Source organism: Caproiciproducens faecalis (genome assembly GCF_019448085.1).
In the GTDB taxonomy this organism is placed as follows: Bacteria; Bacillota; Clostridia; order Oscillospirales; family Acutalibacteraceae; genus Caproiciproducens; species Caproiciproducens faecalis.
The window spans coordinates 407,408-431,419 of record NZ_JAGFNZ010000001.1 but is presented as its reverse complement, the minus strand read 5'-3'; the positions used below and the strand labels follow the sequence as shown (position 1 = coordinate 431,419).

Here is a 24,012-nt window from a genome sequence, read left to right as displayed (position 1 = left end):
AAATTTTGTTCTGATGCAGTGTAACGCCCCCGCATCATTCATAACAATAAAAATATGCACAAAAAAGGCGCTTCCCGTTAAGGGAAACGCCTTTCGTTTGTTTCTGTCTGTGAAAATTATTCTACTGTCGTATACATGAAGAAGTCAAAACCAAGCGGAGACTCATAGAAGTTCTTCAGGTTGGTGTTCATCAGATACGGATGGGTGTAGAAGAACAGCGGAGCAATACCCATGTCGTCCATGAGAATTTTTTCCGCGTCGTGCATGGCGGGCATTCTGACAGAGTTATCATCGGTAGACAGCGCTTTCTTTATCAGAGCGTCGTAGTCTTTGTTGCTGTATTTACCGCTGTTGTTAGCATCGCCTGTTACCCACAGAGTGAGGTAGGAAATCGGGTCGTTGTAGTCGGCGAGCCAGCCGTGGCGGGCTACGCTGAAGTTACCCTTGTTACGGGTGTCCACAAAGACTGCCCATTCCTGAGAGGACAGAGTGGCGTTGATTCCCAGCTCGGTCTTCCACATATTCTGCAGAGCTTCTGCAACAGACTGATGCTTGGAGGAAGTATTGAAGATATATTCAAATGCCGGGAAGCCTTTTCCGTCCGGGAAACCTGCTTCTGCAAGCAGTTTCTTGGCTTCGGCAACATTCTTTTCATAATCTTCCGGCTTTACGGAATAGTATCCGCCGCCGACATCGTGGAACTGCTTGGAAGCATCCTGATCCGTTACGCCGGTGGAAACCATGGCGTCGGCAGGAGTTTCGCCGCCCTTGGTAACTTTTTCTACAAGGTAGTTACGGTCGATGGCAAGGGACAGAGCTTTTCTGACTCTGGGATCGTTGAAAGGAGCTTTCTGGGTGTTGTAGCAAACCAGATAAGTGCCCAGCTGGTTAATGGTGTGATAATCCGGCTTATCTTTCCATGCGGCAATTTCATCCACAGGGAACTGATAAGCAAACTGAATTTCATTGTTCTGATACGCAGCCAACTGCGCAGCATCGTCTTCAATCAGCATGAATTTCAGTGTGTCATTGGTAACGGAATCCTTGTCATAGTAGTTCGGATTCTTGACATAAGTCATGCTTTCTTTATGACTCCAGTCCTTCAGCATATAGCAGCCGTTGCTGACATAGGTTGTGGGGTCCTGTGTCCACTGATCGCCCTTTGCATCTATAATGTCTTTTCTGACAGGCATATAGGTCGGGAAGGTGAACAGTTCCATAATGTAAGCACAAGGTGCTTCCAAAGTAATTTCCAGTGTTTTGTCGTCCTTGGCTACAATGCCGAGTTCGGACGGAGCATAAGCGGTACCATCCGCTTTCTTCTCGCCGTTGCGGATCTTGGTGGCATTTTTGATCGGGTCAAAAATGTTGGCGTATTCAGAAGCTGTTTTCGGGTCTACGCCTCTCTGCCACGCGTAAACGAAGTCTCCCGCTGTTACCGCTTTGCCGTCGGACCATTTGATGTCGTCACGCAGGGTAGCTGTATAGGTAAGGTGATCGTCGCTTACTTTAATGTCTTTTGCCTGTCCGTTAACAATTTTGCCGTCCTTGTCATGCTTAGTCAAGCCTTCAAAAGCATGCAGGATCAGAGTGCCGCCGTCGACCGTCTGATTGTGAACCGGGTCAATTGTTGCAGGCTCCGCGCCTACACAGACAGTAAGGGTTTTTGCTTCTGCAGAAGCTTTGCTTCCCTCTGCAGCGGTTCCGGACGATGCCGTTGTGTTGCTGCCGCAGCCTGAAAAGCCGAGGCCATCAAAGACAGCGCCAGTACCAAAGATACCAATTTCTTTGTCATAGATAATCCCTCCATTTTTATGATTTCTCTCTTCGATATTTCAACTTGCAGTGCAAATTAAAATCTGTTAAAACTCACCGATACGGTGGCAGGCCGCAAAATGACCTGTTTCATACTCTTTGAATTCCGGAACCTCCGCCGCACACTGTTCCGTTGCGTACGGGCAGCGGGTTCTGAAACGGCAGCCGGAAGGCGGGTTCAGCGGGCTGGGAACGTCGCCCTCAAGCACAATTCTCTTCTTCGCGCGGCTCATCTTCGGGTCCGGAATCGGAATGGCGGAAAGAAGGCTCTGCGTATAGGGATGAATCGGGTGCTCGTAGAGGGAGTCGCTGTCCGCAAGCTCAACGAGCTTACCAAGATACATAACGCCGATACGGTTGCTGATGTGCTTTACAATGGCAAGGTCATGGGCAATGAACAAATAGGTCAGGCCCAGTTCCTGCTGCAAATCCTCAAACATGTTGACAACCTGCGCCTGTATGGAAACGTCCAGTGCGGAAATCGGTTCATCGCACACGATAAATTCCGGGTTGACCGCCAGCGCGCGCGCAATTCCGATTCTCTGGCGCTGTCCGCCGGAAAATTCATGGGGATAGCGGTTTGCGTGCTCGGAGTTCAGACCCACCCTTTCCAGCAGGGAAAGAATTCTGTCGTTGCGCTCCTTACGGCTGGAAGCCAGATTGTGTATATCAATCGGTTCGCCGACAATGTCGCCGACCGTCATACGGGCATCCAAAGAAGCGTAGGGGTCCTGAAAAACGATCTGCATTTTTTTACGGTAAGGCGCAAAATCAATATTTGTGACATCGACGCCGTTATAGAAAATCTTTCCTGCGGTCGGCTCGTACAACCGCAGAATTGTTCTGCCCGTTGTTGTTTTTCCGCAGCCGCTTTCTCCAACCAGTCCAAGGGTTTCTCCCTTATTAATATAAAAGCTTACGTCATCAACAGCCTGCACATAATTTGTCTTGAATATACCTCCGCTTACCGGAAAATATTGCTGAAGATGCTGAACTTCCAACAGCTTTTCGCTCATTGCGCATTTCCCTCCCCGGCTTTTTCAAACTGCTCTTTCTGCAAGAGCCAGCAGGCACTTTTATGACCCGGAGAAATTTCGGTAAACTCCGGCATCTGCTTCAGGCAGATCTTCATGCACTGGCTGCAGCGGGAGGCAAACGGACATCCGGCCGGCGGGTTCAGAAGGTCAATGGTGGTTCCCTCGATCGGAATCAGCCTTTCGTGTCCCTGCTCGTGGATTTTCGGAACGGAGTTCAAAAGGCCGACCGTATAGCAGTGCTTCGGATTATAAAAAATATCGTCCGTACTGCCGATTTCGACGATCTTGCCGGCATACATGACCGCAATGCGGTCACAAACGTCGGAAACGACGCCCAAATCATGCGTTATCAAAATAATCGACATGTTAATTTTCTTTTTCAGTTCCACCATCAGCTCCAGAATCTGAGCCTGAATGGTAACGTCAAGCGCTGTGGTGGGTTCGTCTGCAATCAGCAGTTTCGGCTCACAGGCCAGCGCCATAGCGATCATCACTCTCTGGCGCATACCGCCTGAAAACTCATGCGGATACTGCTTCATGCGTTTTTCCGGTTCGTTCATCCCGACCAGCCCCAAAAGCTCAATGGCCCTTGCCTTGCACTCTGCTCTGCTTTTGTCGGTGTGCAGGCGCAGCATTTCCGTCAGCTGGCTTCCAATGGTATAAACCGGGTTTAAAGAGGTCATCGGATCCTGGAAAATGATGCTGACTTCACTGCCGCGCATTTTCCGGAATTCTTTTTCCTTCATTTTTTCAATATGATGCCCGTTAAACTCAACGGTACCGCCCACTACTTTACCGGGGTCGGCAATAATTCCCATCAGGGTGTAAGCGGAAACGCTTTTTCCGCTTCCGGATTCTCCAACGATTCCAAGCACCTCGCCGTGGTCAAGCGTATAGGATACGCCGCTGACGGCCTTTACCTCTCCGGCGGGGGTAAAAAAGGAAACTTGAAGATTTTCTATATCAAGCAAACAATTAGAACTCATTATCAAATCTCCTATTTCTTAAGCTTTGGATCAAACGCATCTCTCAGGCCGTCGCCAAAAAGATTGAATGAAAGAATGATTAAACTGATGACAATTGCCGGGATGGTCAACCGGTAAGCATAAGACGTGATTCCGTCAATTGCCGAGGAAGCAAGCGATCCAAGGCTTGCCATCGGCGCGGCAACACCCAGACCCAAAAAGCTCAAAAACGCTTCCGTAAAGATGGCGGACGGAATCTGGAGAGTCGTTGTAACAATCAAGGTGCCAATGCAGTTGGGGATCAGATGCTTTTGAATGATTCTTCCGTTTGAAGCGCCCAACGCTTTGGCCGCCGTAACAAATTCCTGTTCCTTCAGCGACATAACCTGTCCGCGTACAATACGGGCCATTCCAACCCAGTACAGCATACTGAAGGTAATAAAAATACTAATCAGACCTACGCCGACCTTCTGCAGTCCCGCAAAAGCAGGATTGCTGGCAAACAGCGCATTCAGCGGTTCCTTCAGCGAAACCTGCAGCAGGATGATAATCAAGATATCCGGTATGGAATAAATAATATCTACAATTCGCATCATGATGATGTCGACCTTACCGCCAAAATATCCCGCCACCGCACCGTAAATACTGCCGATCAACAGGACCAGCGCGCTGGCAATCAATCCGACCAGAAGAGAAATTCTGGCGCCGACCATTACGCGGATTCCAAGGTCACGGCCGAATTTATCGGTTCCAAAAATATGGGGGAATACTTTCTCGCCGGCTTCCATCTTCTGGATCTCCGACTGAGAGTACTGCATCGGTGTTAAATCTTCGCTTCCGCGAACCTGCTGGTCATACTGATAGGGGTAAAAATTCGGAATCACAAATGCAAAAATCAGAACAAACAAAATGACAATCATTGCGGCCATAGCCACTTTATTTTTGCGCAGACGCTGCATTGCGTCTTTCCAGTAGGTCGTACTTTCACGCATGACCTCAAGCTGTGCTTTATCTTCAGAGCTGGCAGGCAAAAAATCTTCTGCGTTTAGCTGCAAGCTGAAAGGGTTTTTCTTGAACTTAATATCTTCCATTGCTGTGCTTCCCTGCCTTTCTCACTTCAATTTAATTCTGGGATCAACCAGTTTGTAGCAAATATCCACGAGGACATTCATTAAAACCAGTAGCACCGCAAGAAAAATAGTCGTACTCATTACCATGGGATAATCACGTCCGCTGATGCAGTTGATGAATTCGCGGCCAAGGCCGGGAATGTTGAAAATCTTCTCAACCACAAAGCTGCCGGACACCGTATAGGCAAGCAGCGGGCCCACATAAGTGATAATTGGGATAATCGCGTTTCTCAGGGCATGTTTGAACAGCATGGAGAATTTACTTACGCCTTTTGCTTTTGCTGTGCGTATGTAGTCCTGATTCAACGCGTCAAGCATACTGGAACGCATCAGCCGGGTAATATACGCCATGGGGTAAAAGGAAAGCGTGGCAACCGGCAGGATATAGTGCAAAGGGGTTTTCAGCCCCATGGTCGGCAGCCAGTGCAGGTTAACGCCAAAAGTCATCATCAGAAAGGTTGCAACGACAAAGGAAGGTACCGCAATCCCCAGCGTTGAAATAACCATCAGAAGGCTGTCAGCCCACTTGCCTCTGTTCAGCGCCGCCACGGAGCCCATGGTCAGCCCTAAAAACAGCGCAATAAAAATCGAAATTCCGCCAAGTTTGGCGGAAATGGGAAAAGTTGAAGTAATAATGTCGTTAGCCGTCCGGCCCTTCTGCTTCAATGAAATACCAAAATCGCCGTGAAGTAAATTGTTCATATAATTTCCGTATTGGACATACAGCGGTTTGTCCAATCCGTATTTCACCTTCATCGCCTCTGTGGTCGCCGGTGAAACCGCTTTCTCACTCAAAAATGGACCGCCGGGAATCATGTTCATCAGCGCAAAGGTGATGACAGAAATCAGAAAAATTGTCAAAAGCGCATAGGCAATACGCTTTATCACATAGTTTGTCACTACAGCCACTCCTTAAAATTCCTGTTTATTTGCAAAGGCAACCTCATGTTGCGGGTAACAGAATAAACACTACAGGCAAACTCAAACTCTAAAAGAAGAGAATACAATTCGAAATTATACCACAAAAACACCCTTAATTCAACAGAGTCTATTATTTACCTTAAAATGCTTTTGTAGGACACACCTACACAAGGCGTGCCCTACAAGACATGTTCTATTGCATTATTATATCAATTATCAATTCAAAATTCAAGTTAATTCTGTTTAGGATTCTGAATAAGTAGAGACTTTTGCATATTTATTTTTCCAATATTCAACCAAACCCTGAATCAACCGAATTGATTGCCGCAGGTCTTTTTCTTTTATACCACAATTTGGAATCTTGCCTTTTAGCAGGAATATCTAAGAAATAAAATTCTTAAAAACTATTGCATAAATCAGAACAGCGGAATATAATAAAACAAACAAATGAATATGTGTTCATATGAACAGGAGTGATTACTAAAATGGAAGAATTAACCGATTATTGCGAAGAAAAATGCATTCATCCCAATCTTGTCGAAAAAACACTGCACAATATGCCTGACCTGGACACATTGTTTGCCCTTGCGGAATTATTTAAGGTTTTTGGCGATACCACCAGAGTACGAATTATCTGCGCACTGTTTGAAAGCGAATTATGCGTCTGTGACATAGCGGAAATATTGGATATGGGACAATCTGCCATTTCCCATCAGCTTCGTCTGCTGCGAAGCGCACACCTGGTACGGGTAAGGCGCGAAGGAAAGTCTTCCTTCTACTCGCTGGACGATGAACATGTCCGGCTCTTGTTTGAACAGGGCCTGAACCATGTAAAGGAGGAAAACCCGCATGCATGAATTTGATAATCAACCACACGAAACCCGCTGTGCCTGCTGTGAACACGAGCACGAGCATGAACAGGACACAAAGAAAGATCAGCCTCCCTTAGCCTGCGGCTGTGGCTGCGGACACTGCGGAAATGAAGAAGAGAAGAACCCGAATATATTTAAAATCGAAATGATTTCTTCGCTGCTGTTTTTTTCAGCAGGTTTCCTCTCAGAACATATCTTTCAGACTCCCCCGCTGATTACGGCAATTCTGTTCGGGGTCTCGATTATATTATCCGGCTGGCGTGTATTTCGAAGCGGCTGGCGTTCCCTTCTGAAACTGAGAATGGATGAAACAACATTAATGGCGGTCGCGGTGATTGCGGCTTTTGGTCTGGGACAGTTTCTTGAAGCGGCAATGGTGGCCGTCCTGTACCAGCTGGGAGAAATGATAGAAGACAAAGCGGTAGACAGTTCGCGCGACAGCATTGAAAAACTTGCCGAAATCCGAGCGGATACCGCGCGCAGAGTGCTTGACGGAACCGAAGAAATTGTTTCTGCCGAAAGCGTTCAAATCGGCGATACGATTCGTGTTTACCCTTTTGAACGAATTCCGCTGGACGGAATCGTTCTTTCCGGTAACTCTACACTGAACACCTCCGCGCTGACGGGCGAAAGTGCGCCGGCGGATGCGTTTGCCGGCTCTGAAGTCCTGTCGGGCATGATGAATGAGCAGGGGCCGCTGACCATTGAAGTAACCCATGACCTGCAAAACTCGGCGGCTTCCAGAATCATCGCCATGGTGGAATCCGCCGCGGCACGAAAGGGCAAAGCCGAAAAACTGATTACCCGCTTTGCGGAAATCTACACTCCTCTGGTAATGGCCCTTGCACTCCTGCTGATGGTGCTGCCTCCTCTGTTTGGACTCGGCGAGTTCCGTGTGTGGCTTTACCGTGCGCTGGTGTTTCTGGTAGCTTCCTGTCCGTGCGCACTGGTTATTTCAGTCCCGCTTGGTTTTTACGCAGGCATCGGGGCCGAAAGCAAAAACGGCGTGTTGATTAAAGGCGGAAGGTTTCTGGAAGCCCTTGCGCTGACCGACGCGGTTGTGTTTGACAAAACAGGAACGCTGACCAGCGGCGAACTGAAACTGAACAAAGTAACCACCCTCGGCAGCCTTCCACAAGCCGATTTGCTGCGGATCGCTGCTTCTGCGGAACAATACAGTACCCACCCGGCCGCAAAAGCAGTCATAAAAGCCGCAGCAGGAATAGAACTTCTTCCCACAGACCAGGCGGAGGAAATTCCGGGGCACGGTGTTGTTGCGGTGATTGACGGCAAAAAAGTAGTCTGTGGGCGCAGACATCTTCTGGAGCAAAACGGACTTAATATGGAGAGTTATGCACCGGCTTCTATCTTTGTGGCGATTGACGGCGTTGTAGAGGGCAGTATGGAACTGAATGATACCGCCAAACCCGACGCTGCGGAAGGCGTAAAGATGCTGAAAGAAATCGGAATAAAGCGTGTGGTGATGCTGACCGGTGACAATGAAAACTCCGCTGCCGCCGCTGCGCAGGAATGCGGAATCACGGAATACCACGCCGGACTGCTTCCGGAAAGCAAAGTGTCATTGATGGAAAGCATTCGCAATGAAACCGGAAAAACCATTTTTGTGGGCGACGGTATTAACGATGCCCCCGTCCTAGCTGCTTCCGACTGTGGAGTCGCGATGGGACTTGGCACCGACGCGGCCATAGAAGCTTCCGACGTTGTACTGACACTGGATAAACCCTCCAAGCTTGCTCCTGCCATCCGAATCGCCAGACGCGCGATGGGCATCATCCGGTTCAATATCTTCTTTGCACTCGCCTTTAAGGCATTGGTGCTGGTTCTCGCCGCTCTTGGCTACTCCCCCATGTGGATGGCCGTATTCGCCGACGTGGGCGTTTGTATCCTTACGGTTCTCAACGCAACCCGAATTCTGAAATTCCGATGATGAAACCACTCTGCACAGCAAGACAGCCTTCCGCTCAGTTTGAGCGGAAGGCTGTCTGTTTTTACAATGGAAACTTACAATTCAATCTGCTGTACCGCTTTGCGCAGTTCAAGCACCATGGAAGGAGTAACCGAAAGCTCGCTGATGCCGATTTTAACGTAGAATTCCGTCATCGCGGTATCCGCGGCGGATTCCCCGCAGATGCCCACCCAGATACCGGCATTCTTTGCGCTTTCCGCCGTTTTTTCAATCATGCGCAGTACTGCGGGATGACGGGAATCGAACATTTTGGAAATGGTATGATTCATACGGTCTACCGCAAGCGTGTACTGGGTCAGGTCATTGGTTCCAATACTGAAGAAATCAACCTCTTTTGCCAGCAGATCGCTCAGTATGACCGAAGCGGGCGTTTCTATCATAATCCCTAGCTCAAAGTCCGGAGCAAATGCAATGTTCTCCTCCGTCAGATCTTTTTTCACTTTTTCCACGATTTCCTTAATCTTTTTGACTTCTTCAACGGAAATAATCATCGGAAACATGATGGCCAGTTTTCCGAAAGCCGAAGCGCGGATCAGCGCCCTGAGCTGGGTGATGAAAAGCTCCTGGCGGTCCAGGCAGATCCGGATTGCGCGGTAGCCCATGGCCGGATTTTCCTCATGGGGGATATCAAGGTAAGGTACCTGTTTATCCGCGCCCAAATCCAGTGTACGGATAATAACGCGCTTTCCGCCCATTTTCTCCAGTACCTTTTTATATGCCTGAAACTGATCTTCCTCGCTCGGGAAATTGCTGCTCTCCATGTAAAGAAACTCGCTGCGGAAAAGGCCGATGCCGTCCGCGTCGTTTTCAAGGACCATTGAAACATCCTCCGGATGCCCGATGTTCGCATTGATTTCAATGACGGTACCGTTCTTTGTAACCGCCTTGGTTCCTTTCAGCAGAGCCAATTCATGCTGATAACTTGCGAATTCCTGCTGTTTTTCCCGGTACTGTGCAAGAGTCTGCTCGTCCGGTTCAAGAATAACGTCCCCGGCAGCACCGTCAACGATAATGGAAATTCCGTCCGTCAGCTCGCTGTAGCCGTCCGCAAGCCCAACCACGGCTGGGATCCCCATGGTTCGGGCCAAAATTGCCGAATGAGAGCTTTTGGAGCCTTCGCGCGTTACAAAAGCGAGGACCAGATTCTTATCCATCTGTACGGTTTCGCTGGGCATCAGGTCAACCGCACCAACAATGGACCGGTCTGTCAGGCAGTCCAATCCATTGGCAAGAGTTTTGTCAAGATTACGAATCAGCCTCTTGGAGATATCGAGGACGTCGGCGGCACGGCCGCGCATGTATTCGTCTTCCATCTGTGAGAACATTTCTGAAAACTGTCTGCCGGCCTGCCAAACGGCATATTCGGCGTTTACCTTTTCATTTTTAATCGCATCCTGAATGGTGTTGAAATAGTCCTCGTCCTGAAGCATCATGATATGTATCTGAAAAATCATGGAATTCGCTTCGCCGACACGCTTAATCGCTTTCATGTAAATGGCGTTGAGCGCCTCTACCGCCGCATCTTTGGCAGCGTCAAGCCTTGACAGCTCCGCTGGAATGTCCGTTATGCTTCTTTTCTGAATATGATCGTCAATATTGACGCAAAGAGTCAGTTTCCCGATTGCGTAACCCTTTGACGCGCCGATACCGTGTATTTTTTTCATCAGTTACCACCAGCCTTACAGATTTTGTTCACAGAATTCTTTTATTTGCAGGCAGTCCGCCTCCTCATTTTCACCCTCAACCGTAATGGTGATTTCATCGTTCCTTTTTGCGCAAAGACCCATAACGGCAAACAATTTTTTTGCGCTCACTTTTTTGGACTCAAACGTAATGCTGATGTCTGATGAGCAGGAAGATGCCAGTTTTACAAGCATCCCAGCCGGTCTTGCATGAAGCCCCACTTCATCCTTGATAATATGTTGAAACGTCTGCACACTAACCAACCTCTCTAAAATTTTATTGTTTCCTATTTCAAAGTCTGATTTTCTGTTTTGTAATAATAACTAAATTCATTGTACCAATTTTTCACAATTTGTCAATGACTGATTTTAACGTGCGCTTAACTTATTTGCAACCAACACTTCGCAAAGCTGCTTAATGCTGTAGATTGCCGTCGTGTCCGTGATCTTATTTTGTCTGATATAATCGTAGATATTCTGCGTGTAATAGCGGAGATCGATAATATGAATCTCTTGAAAATTTGTCGCCAGAAACGGCACCATGCTGTTCGCGTAAGAATCTTTGATAATCAGCAGCTTTTTGCCGTTGGTAACGGCGGGATTTCTGACCACATCTACGCTGTGGTTGCCGCCGAGAAATACGGAATACTTGTCTTTTTTCTCCAGATATTCCTTCCAGAAAAGGCTGTCGCTCTGCTGCTTTCCTGTTTGCTGCGTGACGGAAGAAGCTTTCTTATAGACCGGAAGATACAGCACATCTGACGGCTGAGTGTTCAAAATCGCCTTTGAGTACAGCGTTCCCAAAAAAGAATCCGATGCCTCTTCAAATTCAAAATCATCCTGCGGCGTCGGTGTAATGCCCATGGCTTTTACAAGCGCCTCATAGCCCTTGTAAGCGCCGTATGTGTTCCAATGGTGATCTGTTTTGTAATAATAATCGTTTCCTGTGCTGTCACTCAGCGTATCAAAAACGTCTATCACTTTCGTGTTCTGTCCGGCAACGGCCTGAATCGATTCCAGCTCTTCGTGCTGGTCGTGGCTGGGCGCCGAAAACGGCAGCCTGTCCTGCTGCTCCTGCGCGCCGGAGGGAACGGGCATAAAGTAGAACGGCAGAGATGTTTTTTCAGCAAACAGCTGCATTGCCGCAACGTTGCGCGCAAAAATGTCGGTTCGGTTAGGCAAAAGGACTTCGTACAAATGGCCGTCTTTGCCGAAATACACGCCGCCCTCCGCAGGAGTGCGGCTGTAATTGGAACCGAGGTCCCGTTTCCCCATGAAAAGCTGGATACGGGTGTTAAGCGCAATACTCGCTTTGCGGAGCATAAAATGGTCGCCGACGTAGCTGTCAATCGAATCCATAAAGGAACCGTCCGCCAGAGAAGTCAATGACACCTTTGGGGCAGACTCCAGCACACGGTTTTCGTCCTCTGAAAAATCCTGTTTCGGCGCAAAGATCAGGTACAGGGAGCCAACCAGAATCGTCACGAACAAAACAACCGTGACTGCAACGGATTCCAGTTCACACTTCTTGATATTCTCTTTTATATTCAAAAATAATTTCATATTATCCTCTTACAATACACATTTGTCATTCTGCACAACCCTTAAAAACGGAAATACAGGAACGGATTATAGGAATTATCCACCAGGAAGGTCATCGACATGACAAACAGGCAGATAAAGCCAAGGCTCCAGATGATTTTGCCCGGTGTTCCGCTTTTACGAAGCCGCTCTGTCAAGGTTCCGACCAGTGTGGAGCTACAGAGCGCCGCAAGGATCAGCAGCGGTGCGTAGGTAATCAAGGAATAAACGCCAAGCTTGTCCGCGCCGGGGGCGAATCCAAACATCGCTCCAATGACGCCAAAAGCCTTATGGATGTCCAGATACGAGAAGAATACCCATCCGATTACCGCGGCTAAAAAGCTGTATAACCACTGGAAGAACGCGGGGATTTTGTCAAGCCATTTCTGCAGAAACAGCTTTTCACAGATAATTAATACTGCGTAATAAGCGCCCCAAATTGCAAAGTTCCAGCTGGCACCGTGCCAGATTCCAGTCAGCACCCAGACAATGGCAAGGTTGCGTACATTCTTGATTGTTGAGCAGCGGTTGCCGCCCAGCGGAATATAAACATACTCGCGGAACCAGGTTCCCAGTGTAATGTGCCAGCGGCGCCAGAATTCGGAAACACTGCGGGAAATATACGGATACCGGAAGTTTTCAGGGATTTGGAAGCCAAACATCCCCGCAAGGCCGATCGCCATATCGGAATACCCGGAAAAATCAAGATAAATCTGGAAGGTGAACGCCAGCATACCAAGCCACGCGGTCAGGGTGCTGGGGTTACCCATGTACTGCACCTTATCGGCAAGCATGGCAAGATTGTTTGCAAGCAACACCTTTTTAAATAAACCGACCAAAAAGCGTCTGCCGCCAGAAGTAAACTTTTCCAGCGTTTCCTGCCGGTTCTGCAGCTGCGCCGCCAGATCTTCGTAGCGAACAATCGGCCCGGCCACCAGATGCGGGAAAAAAGAAATGTATGCGCCGAAGTCAATGATATTTCGCTGTGCCGGTGCCTCGCCGCGATAAATATCGATCGAATACGACAGTGATTCAAAGGTATAAAAGGAAATGCCGATTGGCAGTGCCACCGCGGGCAGCGGAAGGGATAAGCCGGAAATGGAATTGAAGGTTTCCACCAAAAGCCCGGAATATTTGAAAAAGCCGAGCAGCCCCAAATTGACACAAATGCTGATAATCAGGAAAATACGGGCTTTTTTCTTTTCTTCCCGATACTTGCTGATAAAATATCCTGCAATATAGTCAAATAGGGTAGTAAACAGCATTAGAAATACATAAACGGGTTCGCCCCACGCGTAAAAAACAAGGCTGAACAGGAACAAGCACAGGTTTTTCAATTTTCGCGGTACCAAAAAATAGGCGATCAAAACCACCGGTAAAAAAACAAAGATAAAAAATAAACTGCTGAATATCATTTTTCTGTTCCCCTGCGTTTTTATAATACCTCTATTTTACGTTATCCAGGACTTTTTTTCAAGTAAGAATCCCAGCAAAGTATTGTGCAATTCCCCTACGCGCATACAACTTACCGGTTCCATTTTTTCAAAAATATAGCACAAAGCGGCGGCCTGAGCTTTCGCCCAAACCGCCGCTACGCAAATACAACTATACTTATTTTGTTGAGATAGTAATAATTTAATTAAGAGATTGCCTGTGCTGTAAGATTACTTAGCCAACAGTAGCAACAAAAGTCTTAACGCCGTTTACATAGACGCCAGTCTTTGCGCCAGCTGCGCCGACAGAAGTGATCTTGTACAGATAGTCGTTGCCAGTCTTGGAAACGAACTCTGCCTTGAAGACGCCTGCGGTACCGAGAGCGAAGGTCGGTGTAGCAGTTGCAGTAACTTTCAGCGTGTAAGAACCCTTAACGGTCATGTCCTTCGTTGTGTCTGTTGTGAAAGCAGGAGCTTTTACAGTAGCAACAAGGAGTTTTGTTCCGTTGAGGTATACACCAGTTGCAGCGCCAACATTGCCGGTAGCTGTGATCTTGTAGAAGTAATCGTTGCCATTCTTGGAAGCAAGAGCTACTGTGAAGACACCAGGAGTACCAACTGTGAAGGTCGGAGCTGTTGCGGAAGTAATCTTGAACTGATAGGAGGAACCCTTTGCAACTGAGAAGTCCTTAGTTGTGTCGGAAGTAGCATCCGGCACTGCAAGAGCTGTAACGTCGCAAGTAGCTGCATCATAATCGTCCATCTCATCGCCGTCTGCATCATACAGAGTAGCGGTCAGAGTGGTCTTGTTTTCAGAAGCGAAATCTTTGTCGACGCTTACAACATCAACCTTGGCAGTGTTGCCAGAAGTTGTCAGTGTGAAGACATCGCTGCTGCCGCCGTCAAGTTCCCACTTGATGGTTGCACCGGTCGGCAGGGATGTGCCGAACGGATAAGCGGAAGCTGTAAAGGTTTCGGAATAACCCTTCGCAATGGAAGAGGAGGTCTTGTTGATTGCGATACCAGCAAAGGAAATTGTCTTAATCTTGAAGGTATCAACATCTGTGCCGGAGGATACATCGAGCGTATAGCCGAAAGTATCGAAATCGTCAACATCAACTGCATCTTTGTCAGCCTTGAAGACGGTTGTGCCAGGAGCCAGAGTTGTGTCAGAAAGCTTCAGTGTTACGCTGGAAGCGCTGTCGCTGACATACAGTTTGCCAGCTGCAATCTTCATTGTGCCGTCGCCGTCAACATTCTTTACGGTAACAGCGTCTGTGAAGGTTACGTTTGTGTCACTGCCAACATCGATTGTATCAGCAGTTAAAGCACCGGTTACAGTCAGAACAGTGTCTTCGTTATCAGTGGAAATGGTTGCGTTCTTTGCATTCTTCGGAGCAGGAACTGTTCCTACAAACTCATCGGAATCGCCAAAAGCAAATTCTGTGTCATAGTAATCCGCATCAATGGAGCCGATAGTCAGTTTGCTCTGGCCCACGATTGTGGTTTTGCCATTATCATCGCTGATTACAAGGCCTTTGATAGCCAGTTTCGCGTCATCAGAAGTAATGGTTGCATAAGGAGCTGTGATTGTTCCAACAGCAACATCAACATCTTCATCGTTGGAAGTAACATCAACGTGACCCTTGGTCTTAATGTCGCCAACAGTACCTGCATCAACCGTTACAACAGCAGCTGTGTCGTCTTTTGTATTGATATTGCCGACAACAGCGTCATCACCATTGATATCAACGTTACCGTCTTTAGTAGTAATATCGCCGACCTTACCGCCGGTTACATCAACATTGCCTACATCAACTGCAACAGTGCCGACTTTACCGTCAGAGATCTTCAATGTTCCGAGTTCACCGGAAATTTTGGTAACGCTTGTCTTCTCACCTACACTTACATCACCTGTATAAGCATTGGTCTTATAGTAATCGGTATCGGAAGAACTTGGGAATACAACTTCACAATCCTTGACATTGGTATCTGTCAAACCAGTACCAGACAGAACTGTTGTTGAGCCAGAACCCTTTTTAATGCTATAATTGACAGCCTTATCATATCCTGCGATAGCTCCTACAGCAACCTTCTTATCGACTTTTGTCTTTAAGGTATACTTATCATCGGATTCTTTAGAAGCCTTGTAAGTGCCATCATCGTCTAAAACCATTTTCTTAACATTAATGGTAACCGTACCGGTTTTTGCATCGTCGGGATACAAACCACCAGCTAGTGTTCCTCTACCAACTTGTGCAGTTAATACGGAGTCTGCAGTACCATCTGCCGTAGTTGACTGAAGTGTGCCAACATGGACATCGCTGTCGCCGCTGGTCATTTCATAATAATAAACATTGTCAGTAGTAGCACCGGTGTTAAAAGTAACGCCTTCTTTTGCTGTGACCAGCTGTACTTCTTCAAAAGTTGCAGCAGAATTAGCACCCTGAACAGCCTTGTAAATGCCGATTTGTTTTGTGGCATTCTTGTTCATGGCGAAAGTTTCGAAATCATCCAGTCCGCTGCCATCTGTAGGAAGAGTAGCCGGCACTTCGCCGAATACGATGTCACCCTCATCATAGACATGGATTGTGAGGTTTGCTCTGCCCTTAACGGTGTATTCAGTATCATCGTCGTCATCCGGGTCAGTGTAGCTGCCGGAATACAGAACGGAAATCACTTCTGTACCGGACTTATTCTTCAGTTTCAGGGATGCAGTGCCTGCGTCCTCATCAATGTCCGCAGAAACCAGCTTGTCGCCGGAAACATGAGAAATAGCTGAGATTGTCGGATCACTTGCTGCACCATGTTCTTTGGTCTCAAGTGTGGGATGCGTTGAATCGATCAACCAATTCGCCAAATTGAACTCAGCATTATCTCCGTCTTTGTTGACAAGATAGAGGTCATCGTTCAGAGTATCGCTGATTGTTCCGCTTATCGTCTTCGTAGAAGCGAAAGCGAAGTTTGCCGAAAAGCTAGTTACTACAAGTGCTAATGCGAGCACAAGAGAAACTACTTTTCCTGTGATTTTTTTCATCCTTTTTGTCCTCCTTAAAATAGTTCGTTTTGCGTATTTGCGTGTGCTATGAGAATTTAACATACATGTTCGCCATGGGTGTTAAGATTTTCTCCCCTGACTCGCAATGGTTTTGTGGTACACTCTGCCAATGATGCGTTTGGCATAGCCGCAGCCACAACCACCACTCATATGTTTAATTGGATTATAAGATATTTGGTAATCAATGTCAAGTATATAATGGACATATTTTTTAATAAAATTTACACAATATCTAAGGATTTTCCAGTATTCAAGCCATATTTCTCCATAAGTCTGGAAAACATTGGTACAACAGGAAAATGATGTACGGGAATTTTCCAAGTTGTTCACATCCAGTTAATATTTGCCGGTTTTCCATCGCACAGGCACGAGCGCGCACCCGTGGAAGAAATGACCAAAATTTTGCATGCCGGACCATGCGGTCGGCACGCGCCTACGGCGATTCTCTCAGGCAGATTGTGCTTGCTGACCCCCTCCGTCGCGCTCGGCGCGACAGCTTCCGGGCCCTGGCAGAAAAGGCATTTGATCGTCAGTCCGGGGCGGGGCAAATCATAGCAGCAGCTCATCCGGTTGCAGGAACACCCGCTGCTCTGCAGCCACGGACAGCCGGTGCTGTCCGTACAGTGGCGGATGCCGGGCAGATCGATATATTCGCCCGCAATTTCTTCCTGCTCCCTGTTATTCCCATGGATAATCAAAATATGCGCGGCGCTGATTTCACCGAAAATATGGCTCCACGCGCCGGCGGCGCCGTGCCGGGGCGCTTTTAAGATATAGTAGCCGCCATACAGCCGCGAAGAAACCGCGTCCATGCTTTCCGGTTCGGCGGCGCCGGTCATCAGAATATCGTCCGTGCTGGCTTCGCTTTTGCGCCGATTGTGGAAAATCACGCTGGCCGCGCGGCACTCAAACGCGTAAGCAGCCTGTGTGGTCGGACGGCCAAGGATCTCTTTAATATCCTGCGCGGGCGGCAGCGCCCGTAGCCGCGGAATCATTTTCTCTATCCTATTATAGAATTCCGTCATGCGGTCAACGCTTGTCTGCTCCATGGGCAAAGTACGGCAGCAGGCCGTATACGCGGCGCAGAATTCTTCTTTCAGCTTTAAAAACTCCTGCGCAGCCCCCGGCAGAAACGGCGACGACAGGCAGACGTTCATATTTTCAACCGCGGAAGAAAACAGGTCTGTAAACGGGAAAGCCTTTTCAGCCGGCCACAGTACGTCGTACTCCACGCCGTCAAAGCGAAAGCTTCTGTCCGCCTGTAAGGCGGTGATGCGCCCGGCGCCTACTTTCCCCGAAAGAACCGGAAAAAGCCTCAGCACGGCGGTGTTGAGGTCAAAGACACCTTCCCGCTCTTCCTGAAACACATGCGCAAACAGCGCGAATTCCAGCATCAGCGGCCTTCCCCGCTTATCGCAGGGGGAAGCGGGCAAATAAATCCGGTGAAAATAGTCGGGATTTACGCGGAGAATCCGATCCAGCGCCAGCAGGCCGTCCTCATGCCAGTGAGTCAGCAGCAAGCCGCGGGCCGTCACTGCGGCGTACCGCTTCATCAGGCCGGAAACGCCGCAGGCCGGTTCCCCACAGTCCACCATCAGGATATTTTTTTCCACTCCCCGCAGCACAACGCATTCGCCGCGGTTCATCTGATGCAATTCTACACTCCGCATTTCCACACCCTCAGTCACCTAAATATGCTGATATCCCGAATAATACTGATCTTCACGGAATTCACCCGTAAAGACAACTTCCCCGTCCTTATATTCCGTCCCGTGCCCGTGGCGCAGACCGTTTTTCCACTCGCCGGTATAAATCAGCCTACCCTGCGCGTCAAAAGCCGCCCCGCTGCCGGTGGGAATATTGTCTTTCCATTTGCCGACGAAAATGGAGCCGTCTTTGGAGCTGTAGGATACCCCTACCCCCTCCCGCTTATTGGCTTTCCATCCGCCTACATAACAGATTTTACCGGATTTGTAATAATACGCGCCGAAGCCGTCGCGCTTGTCGTCAAGGTAATCGCCTTCATAGGCGGTACAGCCGTTCTGCATCTGAGTGCGTCCGCGCCCCTGCCGGAGGCCGTCGATCACTTTACCGAAATAGGTATAGCTTTCCTCCGCGCTGATGACGATCCGCTTCGTGCCGCGCTCCACACGCAGGGGAATATAGTCGCTGACCTGTGTCCCGCCGTTCAGCCCCTTCCCGGCTACCGAATAACGGGTCGGCGGCGCGGCCGGTTCCTCCGTGCTGTAAAGCTCATGGTCGGCGGCGTAATCCGGCTCTTCCGGCGCCTGTGTCAGCGGCAGTTCCGGCTTTTCGGCCGGCGGCGGGGCAACGGGTCGGTCATTTTCAATATAGGAAAAAGGAACCGTTTCCTCTTTTTCAACCGGCCATTCCGGTACCGGGCTCTCTTTGCCGGAGCTGAGATCCTTTAGAACCGCCATGCGGCGCTCCGTCTCTTTGAAAGGGCAGTAGAAAAATCCGCCTTTTTCCGTTTCCGCAAAAACCTCCGGCTCCCCGGCCACGGTGTTGACCAGACTTTGCCGCGCGGTCGCGCCGCAGCTTTCGCTTGGAAAAAGCGCTGTGCGCGTATATCTGCCCGTTTCCGGAACAAGGCTGAGTAAAACGAGGCCGTCGGTACCCTCTTTCGGCATTAAAACCGCTTCCGGGTGTGCGGTATCACCTTTATAATAAGCTGTCTGCAGCCAGGTGTGATCCCGGCCGAAGCGCGCTTTGCTGACGGTTTCTCCCGCTCTGTCACGGGTCAATATGTAATATCCGTACTTTTGATAATATGCTTTTTGAAGAGCGGTCTGTCCGCTTGTTTTTATCCAGATGAATTTTTTCGGTCTTATTTTATATCGGACGGTAAAATCCATCCCGTCCAGACAGCCATGGATTTTACCGGACTCTCTTTTGCGAGTTTCCAGATAGCTGCGCCGCACATCTGTAAGAACGGCATGATTTTGGATATTGCCGTCATACCGCCTGTAACTGACCGTATAAAACATCGGAAGTCCCCCCCCTTCATGCATCTGCTTTCTACTATTATATAGGATATTGCCGGGAGCATGCAATAGGAATTCCGGAATCGAAATTTTGTGATCCTAGGATTTTCCGTTCGCATATTTCAGTTCATAGATATTGCGCCAATATCCGGTGCCGGACATCGCCCAGTCGTAAAAGGTAATTCGCTTCAGGTCGCTGGTTCCCCCGCTCAGCACCGTGGTCTCGTCGGGGTTTTCAGAAGTACAGGCGCTGGTCGTCATCGGTGTAAAAAGCTTAACCTGAACACCCCATTTTTCTTTGGTTTTCGCATCCAGCGCAAACTCATGCTCTAAAAATTTGCAGGGGTAAAGCAGTGAAAAGCTGTAATTGCAGGAAATATTTTTGATAAACGGTGTAACAAGACAGCACTCATAATAAATGTTGACCGTTTCCCCAACCATGCCCGGATACAGGTTAAAACGGAAAAGCAGTTCCGTATTGGTCGTTCCGCCAACGCTGTCACTCACATGGCGGACGGTCAGAAGTTGTTCCGCGCTGGTATACTGCGTGTTTTCATGCATGTTCAGATACTGAACAATCGGGATATGGTTGATGGTACAGGTGACCATACGAAAAGCCCTTGCAATAATTTCCTGGTCGGGCAGATCCACAAAGTAATTCAAGGACTGGCACAGCACAATCTCCTGAGGATTCAGATTCTGGAGTACAATCTGCTGGCGCCCTTTGATCGTCCGTTTCAGCTGCTGCGCGTCTTCGTTGACAGAAATCACTTCCATGCGGTGAACGAAATTGTAAAACGGTTTGCAAGTCTGATCCTGCACAAACCGGTGCACCAGGTCAACCACAGACCGGCCGTCAATGATGGGATTGAGCTGATGCCGAAGATTGGCCGCGTAAACAACGTTTAAAAGCTGCTTGAGCTTGTCGTCGTCAAAGGTGTCACGGTTGACAATATCACATATTTTCTGATACAGGATGTCGGACTGAACCGAATAGCGCGAAGCCATGCAGCCCGAAAAGTCCATTTCAGAGTTGGCGTAGGCTTCTTCGTAACAGCTGCGGATAAACTGCGGAATCTCAACCGTGTAAAGTTTTTTCGCGGCATCGTCGTCCACTGTACCGAGCCCGGAAAGATGGACCGCCGCTTTTTCAAGATTTTCGGATACCAAATATCCGTTGCAAAGTAAACGGGCATACGCTGAAAAACGCCTGACCGTGCTGCCGGAGGGTGCGAACGACTGCACGATTCCCTGAGCAAAGCTGGCGCCGATAATGTCCGGGTGCATCCCCGCGGGCATTTTATTCAATTTTGCATGTCTCAGTTTCGAAACTGTGGATTCTGAAACGCGAAAGATGTGAGCCAAATGCTTATACTTGATTTCAAGCGGCTCCCCTGAAAGAGTCGATAAAAAATCATTAAACAGTAATGCTTTTTTCATGCTTTTAGCATTCATATACTCTGCTCCCAACTTACGATGATGCCAATAAATACTTAAGAGCCACCATGTTTTTGGTATTAATTACTATATTATAGCACATCTGCACGGTTAGGGAAAGAGAAGCTCTGCAATAATTTACCCAAATTTCGAAAGTCTGGAAATTACTCCGAAGACACAGGAGCCGTCAAATCCATAAAAAGACAGTCGCCGCTGCTGCCGGTCAGACTGGCCGCGTCTCCGCTGATAAAATTGTTCAAAACCGTCCCGCCCGAAAGGGTATAGGTTCCGTCCTGAGAGATAATTTTATAGGAAAGGACGGTACCTTCCAGCTGAAATTCCACCCGGCCGATTCCTTCAATGGAGGCCACCTCTTCCGAAGACGCCGTACCCCCTTCAACCGTCTGTTTGGTTACGCGGAGTACGTTGTCCGAAAGAGTAAAAGCCACGCCGCCGACGTCCATTTCCTTGGAGGAAGAGAGCTTAAACGCGGTGGAGGCATACCGCTGGATATAGGTTTCCGCAAGAGAAGCCCTTTGCTGATTGGCGGCGCTTACCGTACCGCTTTTGAAAAAATTCCCGCCTAAAAAAAGCACCGCGCACGCTGCCGCAATCACGATGGCTGTGAAAGCCACCGCAATAATCAGCTCTACCAGTGTCATACCCTTTTTTTCGTGCAGTTTTTTCATGACGCGCCACCGTCCTTTGCCGCAAACGCCGTCATCTGCACACATTTTCTTCCGTTACCGCCCTTAAAATAAACGGCGGTTTTAATTTGGTAACCCTCAATTCCATCCGTGTCGTTTTTCCCGTAAACAAAGGTAAACTGTTTATCGTTCGCGGAAGACGGATCCGGAAAACTGGTGTCATCCACATATTTCGCTCCAAGCACATCGGCAGTTTTCAGCGAAGCAACGTCCGCTGTACGCAATTTTGTAATGAGCGCATCCGCGATTTCCTGCGCCTGTGCGGCCGCGCCGCTTTCCGTACTTTTGGAAAGAATCGTCCGCTGCGAAAAACCGATCGTCGACAGCACCGCCGTAACAACCAGCGCAAGAATCACAACCGCGGCGAGAACCTCCACCATAGTCGTCCCTTTTCTGCTCCTGAAATTCAAAAGCATCTTATTCACCATCGGTATAAACACCTCCGGTAATTTCCGTTCCTCCGCCGCTGGAGCCGCCGGAGCCGCTTGATCCGCTGGATTCTTCGGGTTCTGTACTTTCAAAAAATTCTTTTGCGTCGTCACTGAATAAGTTGATTTGTGTTACGTCATACCAACCGGCTTTGATCTGATATTTGCGCACAATTCCATTCTGATCGTTATATTCAACCTGTAGGGTGTTCGGAACATGCAACCGAACGCTGTCACTGGGGTCCTGCGCTTCTATAATAAGCCGAGCGGCGCTTCCGGAATGCGTAATTTTTGGCTGGGTGCTTCCAGTGCCGACTTCCGTGTCACTGTGTTTGGTATTAAGCGTGACACTGTCAGCTTTAAAGACCACCGTTTTATATTCCGGAATTTTAAAATCCGTACTGGCGTTGACATAGAGAAGATTGATTTCTTTCCCCAGATAAACATTGGAAACATTTGTATAATATTCGTTGCTGTTTTGGTCATCATTTCCCAAAAGAGCGTTTCCCCATATGCTGACATCATTCAGATACCAATAGATAATTTTATTTTCATAGTTGTTAATTCCTGAATTGTAATTCACAATAATGGGCTGTCCGTTATTAATCTTTGTTGAATCAGAAATCTTCTTCTTATAAATGACATATCGCGGAGTATTTCCTTTGCCCTTGTCCGGAGGAGAAAGAGTCCCGACAATTTTTCCGTAATTGCTCCAATCCGCTCCGTGCCCGCTTTCCGCTGTATTTTGCGCATCACCACTCAAAACTTCTTCGGGACTTTCGAGGATGCTTTCACTGATTGCGGCATAGCCGGGAGTCTCATCCAAAGGAGTTAGCAACTTGTATTTATAATTAGAAGACGACTCGTCATCTGTCAGTTTAAACAGATCGACACCGCTTTGAAAAGAATAGCAGCCTTCCTTAATAACAATATCGTTCGGCCCGTAAATTCTGCAGTCTTTTCCAAACACGATCACTCCGCGATCCGGTGTAATATTCTTTATAACCAGGCGAGGTGCACCGTTGACATCTCCTTTATTGGGGTGTGCTCCCAGAATGTCTTTATTAAAATAAATTGCATCACTGGTCAGTTCAGCACGGGACGCATTATCACACATAATACTATGATCTGCATTCAGACCGAAAAGCATCATACTGGGTGCTTTTAAAAAATGTTCTCCCGACAATACCTGAAGACGGTTACTTATAAAAACAGGATAGTCAGACACCTTTTGCGGATACATGGACGGAGCCCACCAGTTATAATAAGCCACATTGCTCCCATAGTTTGTCCCTGCTAATAAAAATTCATTTACCCCGCTTTCTTCCCCTTCCCCTGTTTCCTCCGTCGTAAACTGGTAGCCCAGCTTTCTGACGCGATCGGAAGAGCGGTATTTCGCGCTGGCCGTAATCAATTTATCTTCACTGGAATATTCAGCCACCGCGTCCGCGGCACCGGCGGCACCGATTTTGAAGCCCGGATTTCCGGAAGTTTTTACAATTGTGAAGTTGCCCACGTCGGGATTCTGCAGCACATACGCACGGCCGTACTCAATGGCGGACTTTGCGTCCAGATACGCCTGGCGCCCTTCCCGGCTGTTGGTGGCGGAATCCAGATTCACTTTTGCGCTGAACACCAAAGCAGTTGCCAGGATCATTAAGACCGCCGAAGTCACGATCACATACGCCAAAGCAGCGCCCCGTTTGGAACCTGTTTTCATCCGCCTGCACCTCACTTTTCAAAAGTATAAAGATTCATCTTGATTATAGCCTGATTAAAGAAAGAGCGCAAGGATTTTCATATTTGTAGAATTAAGATATTTTATGAAAAAATTGGGTGCAGTAAAAAACAATTTTTTGTAAAAGAATGGAGTATATTGACAGAAAAAGTATTCCGTTCTATAATCAAACTTAGAAATATAAAAACGGTCTCTAATTTTCGTTTTTTATTGAAA

Annotated in this window: 19 protein-coding genes; 2 read left to right on the top strand and 17 right to left on the bottom strand. The window is 48.2% G+C overall.

The window, feature by feature from the left end; all coding sequences use genetic code 11:
• Positions 1–116: 116 nt before the first annotated feature.
• The 6 genes from J5W02_RS01995 to J5W02_RS01970 all read right to left on the bottom strand — a co-directional run bounded on the left by J5W02_RS01995 (position 117) and on the right by J5W02_RS01970 (position 5,847).
• Entirely contained in the window at positions 117–1,565 is a 1,449-nt protein-coding gene (locus J5W02_RS01995; RefSeq protein ID WP_219963976.1) for a peptide ABC transporter substrate-binding protein, read from the bottom strand.
• A gap of 80 nt (positions 1,566–1,645) precedes the next feature.
• A complete protein-coding gene (locus J5W02_RS01990; RefSeq protein ID WP_219963975.1) occupies positions 1,646–1,795 on the bottom strand; it encodes a hypothetical protein in 150 nt (49 codons plus the stop codon).
• Between the two features lie 67 nt (positions 1,796–1,862).
• Complete coding sequence (locus J5W02_RS01985; RefSeq protein WP_219963974.1) at positions 1,863–2,831, bottom strand: ABC transporter ATP-binding protein; 969 nt, start codon at positions 2,829–2,831, stop codon at positions 1,863–1,865.
• The gene (locus J5W02_RS01980; RefSeq protein WP_219963973.1) at positions 2,828–3,838 is read right to left on the bottom strand and encodes an ABC transporter ATP-binding protein; all 1,011 of its coding nucleotides are present in this window, start codon (positions 3,836–3,838) and stop codon (positions 2,828–2,830) included. The genes J5W02_RS01985 and J5W02_RS01980 overlap by 4 nt, the downstream gene beginning before the upstream one ends.
• Positions 3,839–3,849: 11 nt before the next feature.
• On the bottom strand, positions 3,850–4,908 hold the full coding sequence (locus J5W02_RS01975) for an ABC transporter permease (RefSeq protein ID WP_219963972.1): 1,059 nt from the start codon (positions 4,906–4,908) through the stop codon (positions 3,850–3,852).
• Positions 4,909–4,929: 21 nt separating this feature from the next.
• On the bottom strand, positions 4,930–5,847 hold the full coding sequence (locus tag J5W02_RS01970; RefSeq protein WP_219964422.1) for an ABC transporter permease: 918 nt from the start codon (positions 5,845–5,847) through the stop codon (positions 4,930–4,932).
• 506 nt (positions 5,848–6,353) lie between these two features.
• On the opposite strand from J5W02_RS01970, the gene J5W02_RS01965 reads away from it, so the two are divergent.
• Both J5W02_RS01965 and J5W02_RS01960 read left to right on the top strand, forming a co-directional pair.
• On the top strand, positions 6,354–6,725 hold the full coding sequence (locus tag J5W02_RS01965; RefSeq protein ID WP_219963971.1) for an ArsR/SmtB family transcription factor: 372 nt from the start codon (positions 6,354–6,356) through the stop codon (positions 6,723–6,725).
• A complete protein-coding gene (locus J5W02_RS01960; RefSeq protein WP_219963970.1) occupies positions 6,718–8,688 on the top strand; it encodes a heavy metal translocating P-type ATPase in 1,971 nt (656 codons plus the stop codon). Before J5W02_RS01965 ends, J5W02_RS01960 begins: the two co-directional genes overlap by 8 nt.
• 74 nt (positions 8,689–8,762) lie before the next feature.
• Here J5W02_RS01960 and ptsP read toward each other — a convergent pair whose 3' ends face one another.
• The 11 genes from ptsP to J5W02_RS01905 all read right to left on the bottom strand — a co-directional run bounded on the left by ptsP (position 8,763) and on the right by J5W02_RS01905 (position 23,778).
• A complete protein-coding gene (gene ptsP / locus J5W02_RS01955; protein WP_219963969.1) occupies positions 8,763–10,391 on the bottom strand; it encodes a phosphoenolpyruvate--protein phosphotransferase in 1,629 nt (542 codons plus the stop codon).
• Positions 10,392–10,406: 15 nt separating this feature from the next.
• Entirely contained in the window at positions 10,407–10,664 is a 258-nt protein-coding gene (locus tag J5W02_RS01950; protein ID WP_219963968.1) for an HPr family phosphocarrier protein, read from the bottom strand.
• 114 nt (positions 10,665–10,778) lie between these two features.
• A complete protein-coding gene (locus J5W02_RS01945; protein ID WP_219963967.1) occupies positions 10,779–11,972 on the bottom strand; it encodes a DHHW family protein in 1,194 nt (397 codons plus the stop codon).
• Positions 11,973–12,013: 41 nt separating this feature from the next.
• Entirely contained in the window at positions 12,014–13,327 is a 1,314-nt protein-coding gene (locus tag J5W02_RS01940; RefSeq protein ID WP_330659646.1) for an MBOAT family O-acyltransferase, read from the bottom strand.
• Between the two features lie 331 nt (positions 13,328–13,658).
• The gene (locus J5W02_RS01935; RefSeq protein ID WP_219963965.1) at positions 13,659–16,460 is read right to left on the bottom strand and encodes an Ig-like domain-containing protein; all 2,802 of its coding nucleotides are present in this window, start codon (positions 16,458–16,460) and stop codon (positions 13,659–13,661) included.
• Between the two features lie 347 nt (positions 16,461–16,807).
• Positions 16,808–18,151, bottom strand: coding sequence for a hypothetical protein (locus tag J5W02_RS01930; RefSeq protein ID WP_219963964.1), 1,344 nt, complete (start codon positions 18,149–18,151; stop codon positions 16,808–16,810).
• Positions 18,152–18,169: 18 nt separating this feature from the next.
• A complete protein-coding gene (locus tag J5W02_RS01925; RefSeq protein WP_219963963.1) occupies positions 18,170–19,489 on the bottom strand; it encodes an MORN repeat-containing protein in 1,320 nt (439 codons plus the stop codon).
• 96 nt (positions 19,490–19,585) lie between these two features.
• Positions 19,586–20,794, bottom strand: coding sequence for a hypothetical protein (locus tag J5W02_RS01920; RefSeq protein WP_219963962.1), 1,209 nt, complete (start codon positions 20,792–20,794; stop codon positions 19,586–19,588).
• A 293-nt stretch (positions 20,795–21,087) separates the two neighbouring features.
• Complete coding sequence (locus J5W02_RS01915; protein WP_219963961.1) at positions 21,088–21,612, bottom strand: hypothetical protein; 525 nt, start codon at positions 21,610–21,612, stop codon at positions 21,088–21,090.
• A complete protein-coding gene (locus tag J5W02_RS01910; protein WP_219963960.1) occupies positions 21,609–22,058 on the bottom strand; it encodes a type IV pilus modification PilV family protein in 450 nt (149 codons plus the stop codon). The genes J5W02_RS01915 and J5W02_RS01910 overlap by 4 nt, the downstream gene beginning before the upstream one ends.
• Positions 22,048–23,778 carry a hypothetical protein gene (locus J5W02_RS01905; RefSeq protein WP_219963959.1) on the bottom strand — a complete coding sequence of 577 codons (1,731 nt, stop codon included), beginning with the start codon at positions 23,776–23,778 and terminating at the stop codon, positions 22,048–22,050. The genes J5W02_RS01910 and J5W02_RS01905 overlap by 11 nt, the downstream gene beginning before the upstream one ends.
• Between the last annotated feature and the right edge of the window lie 234 nt (positions 23,779–24,012).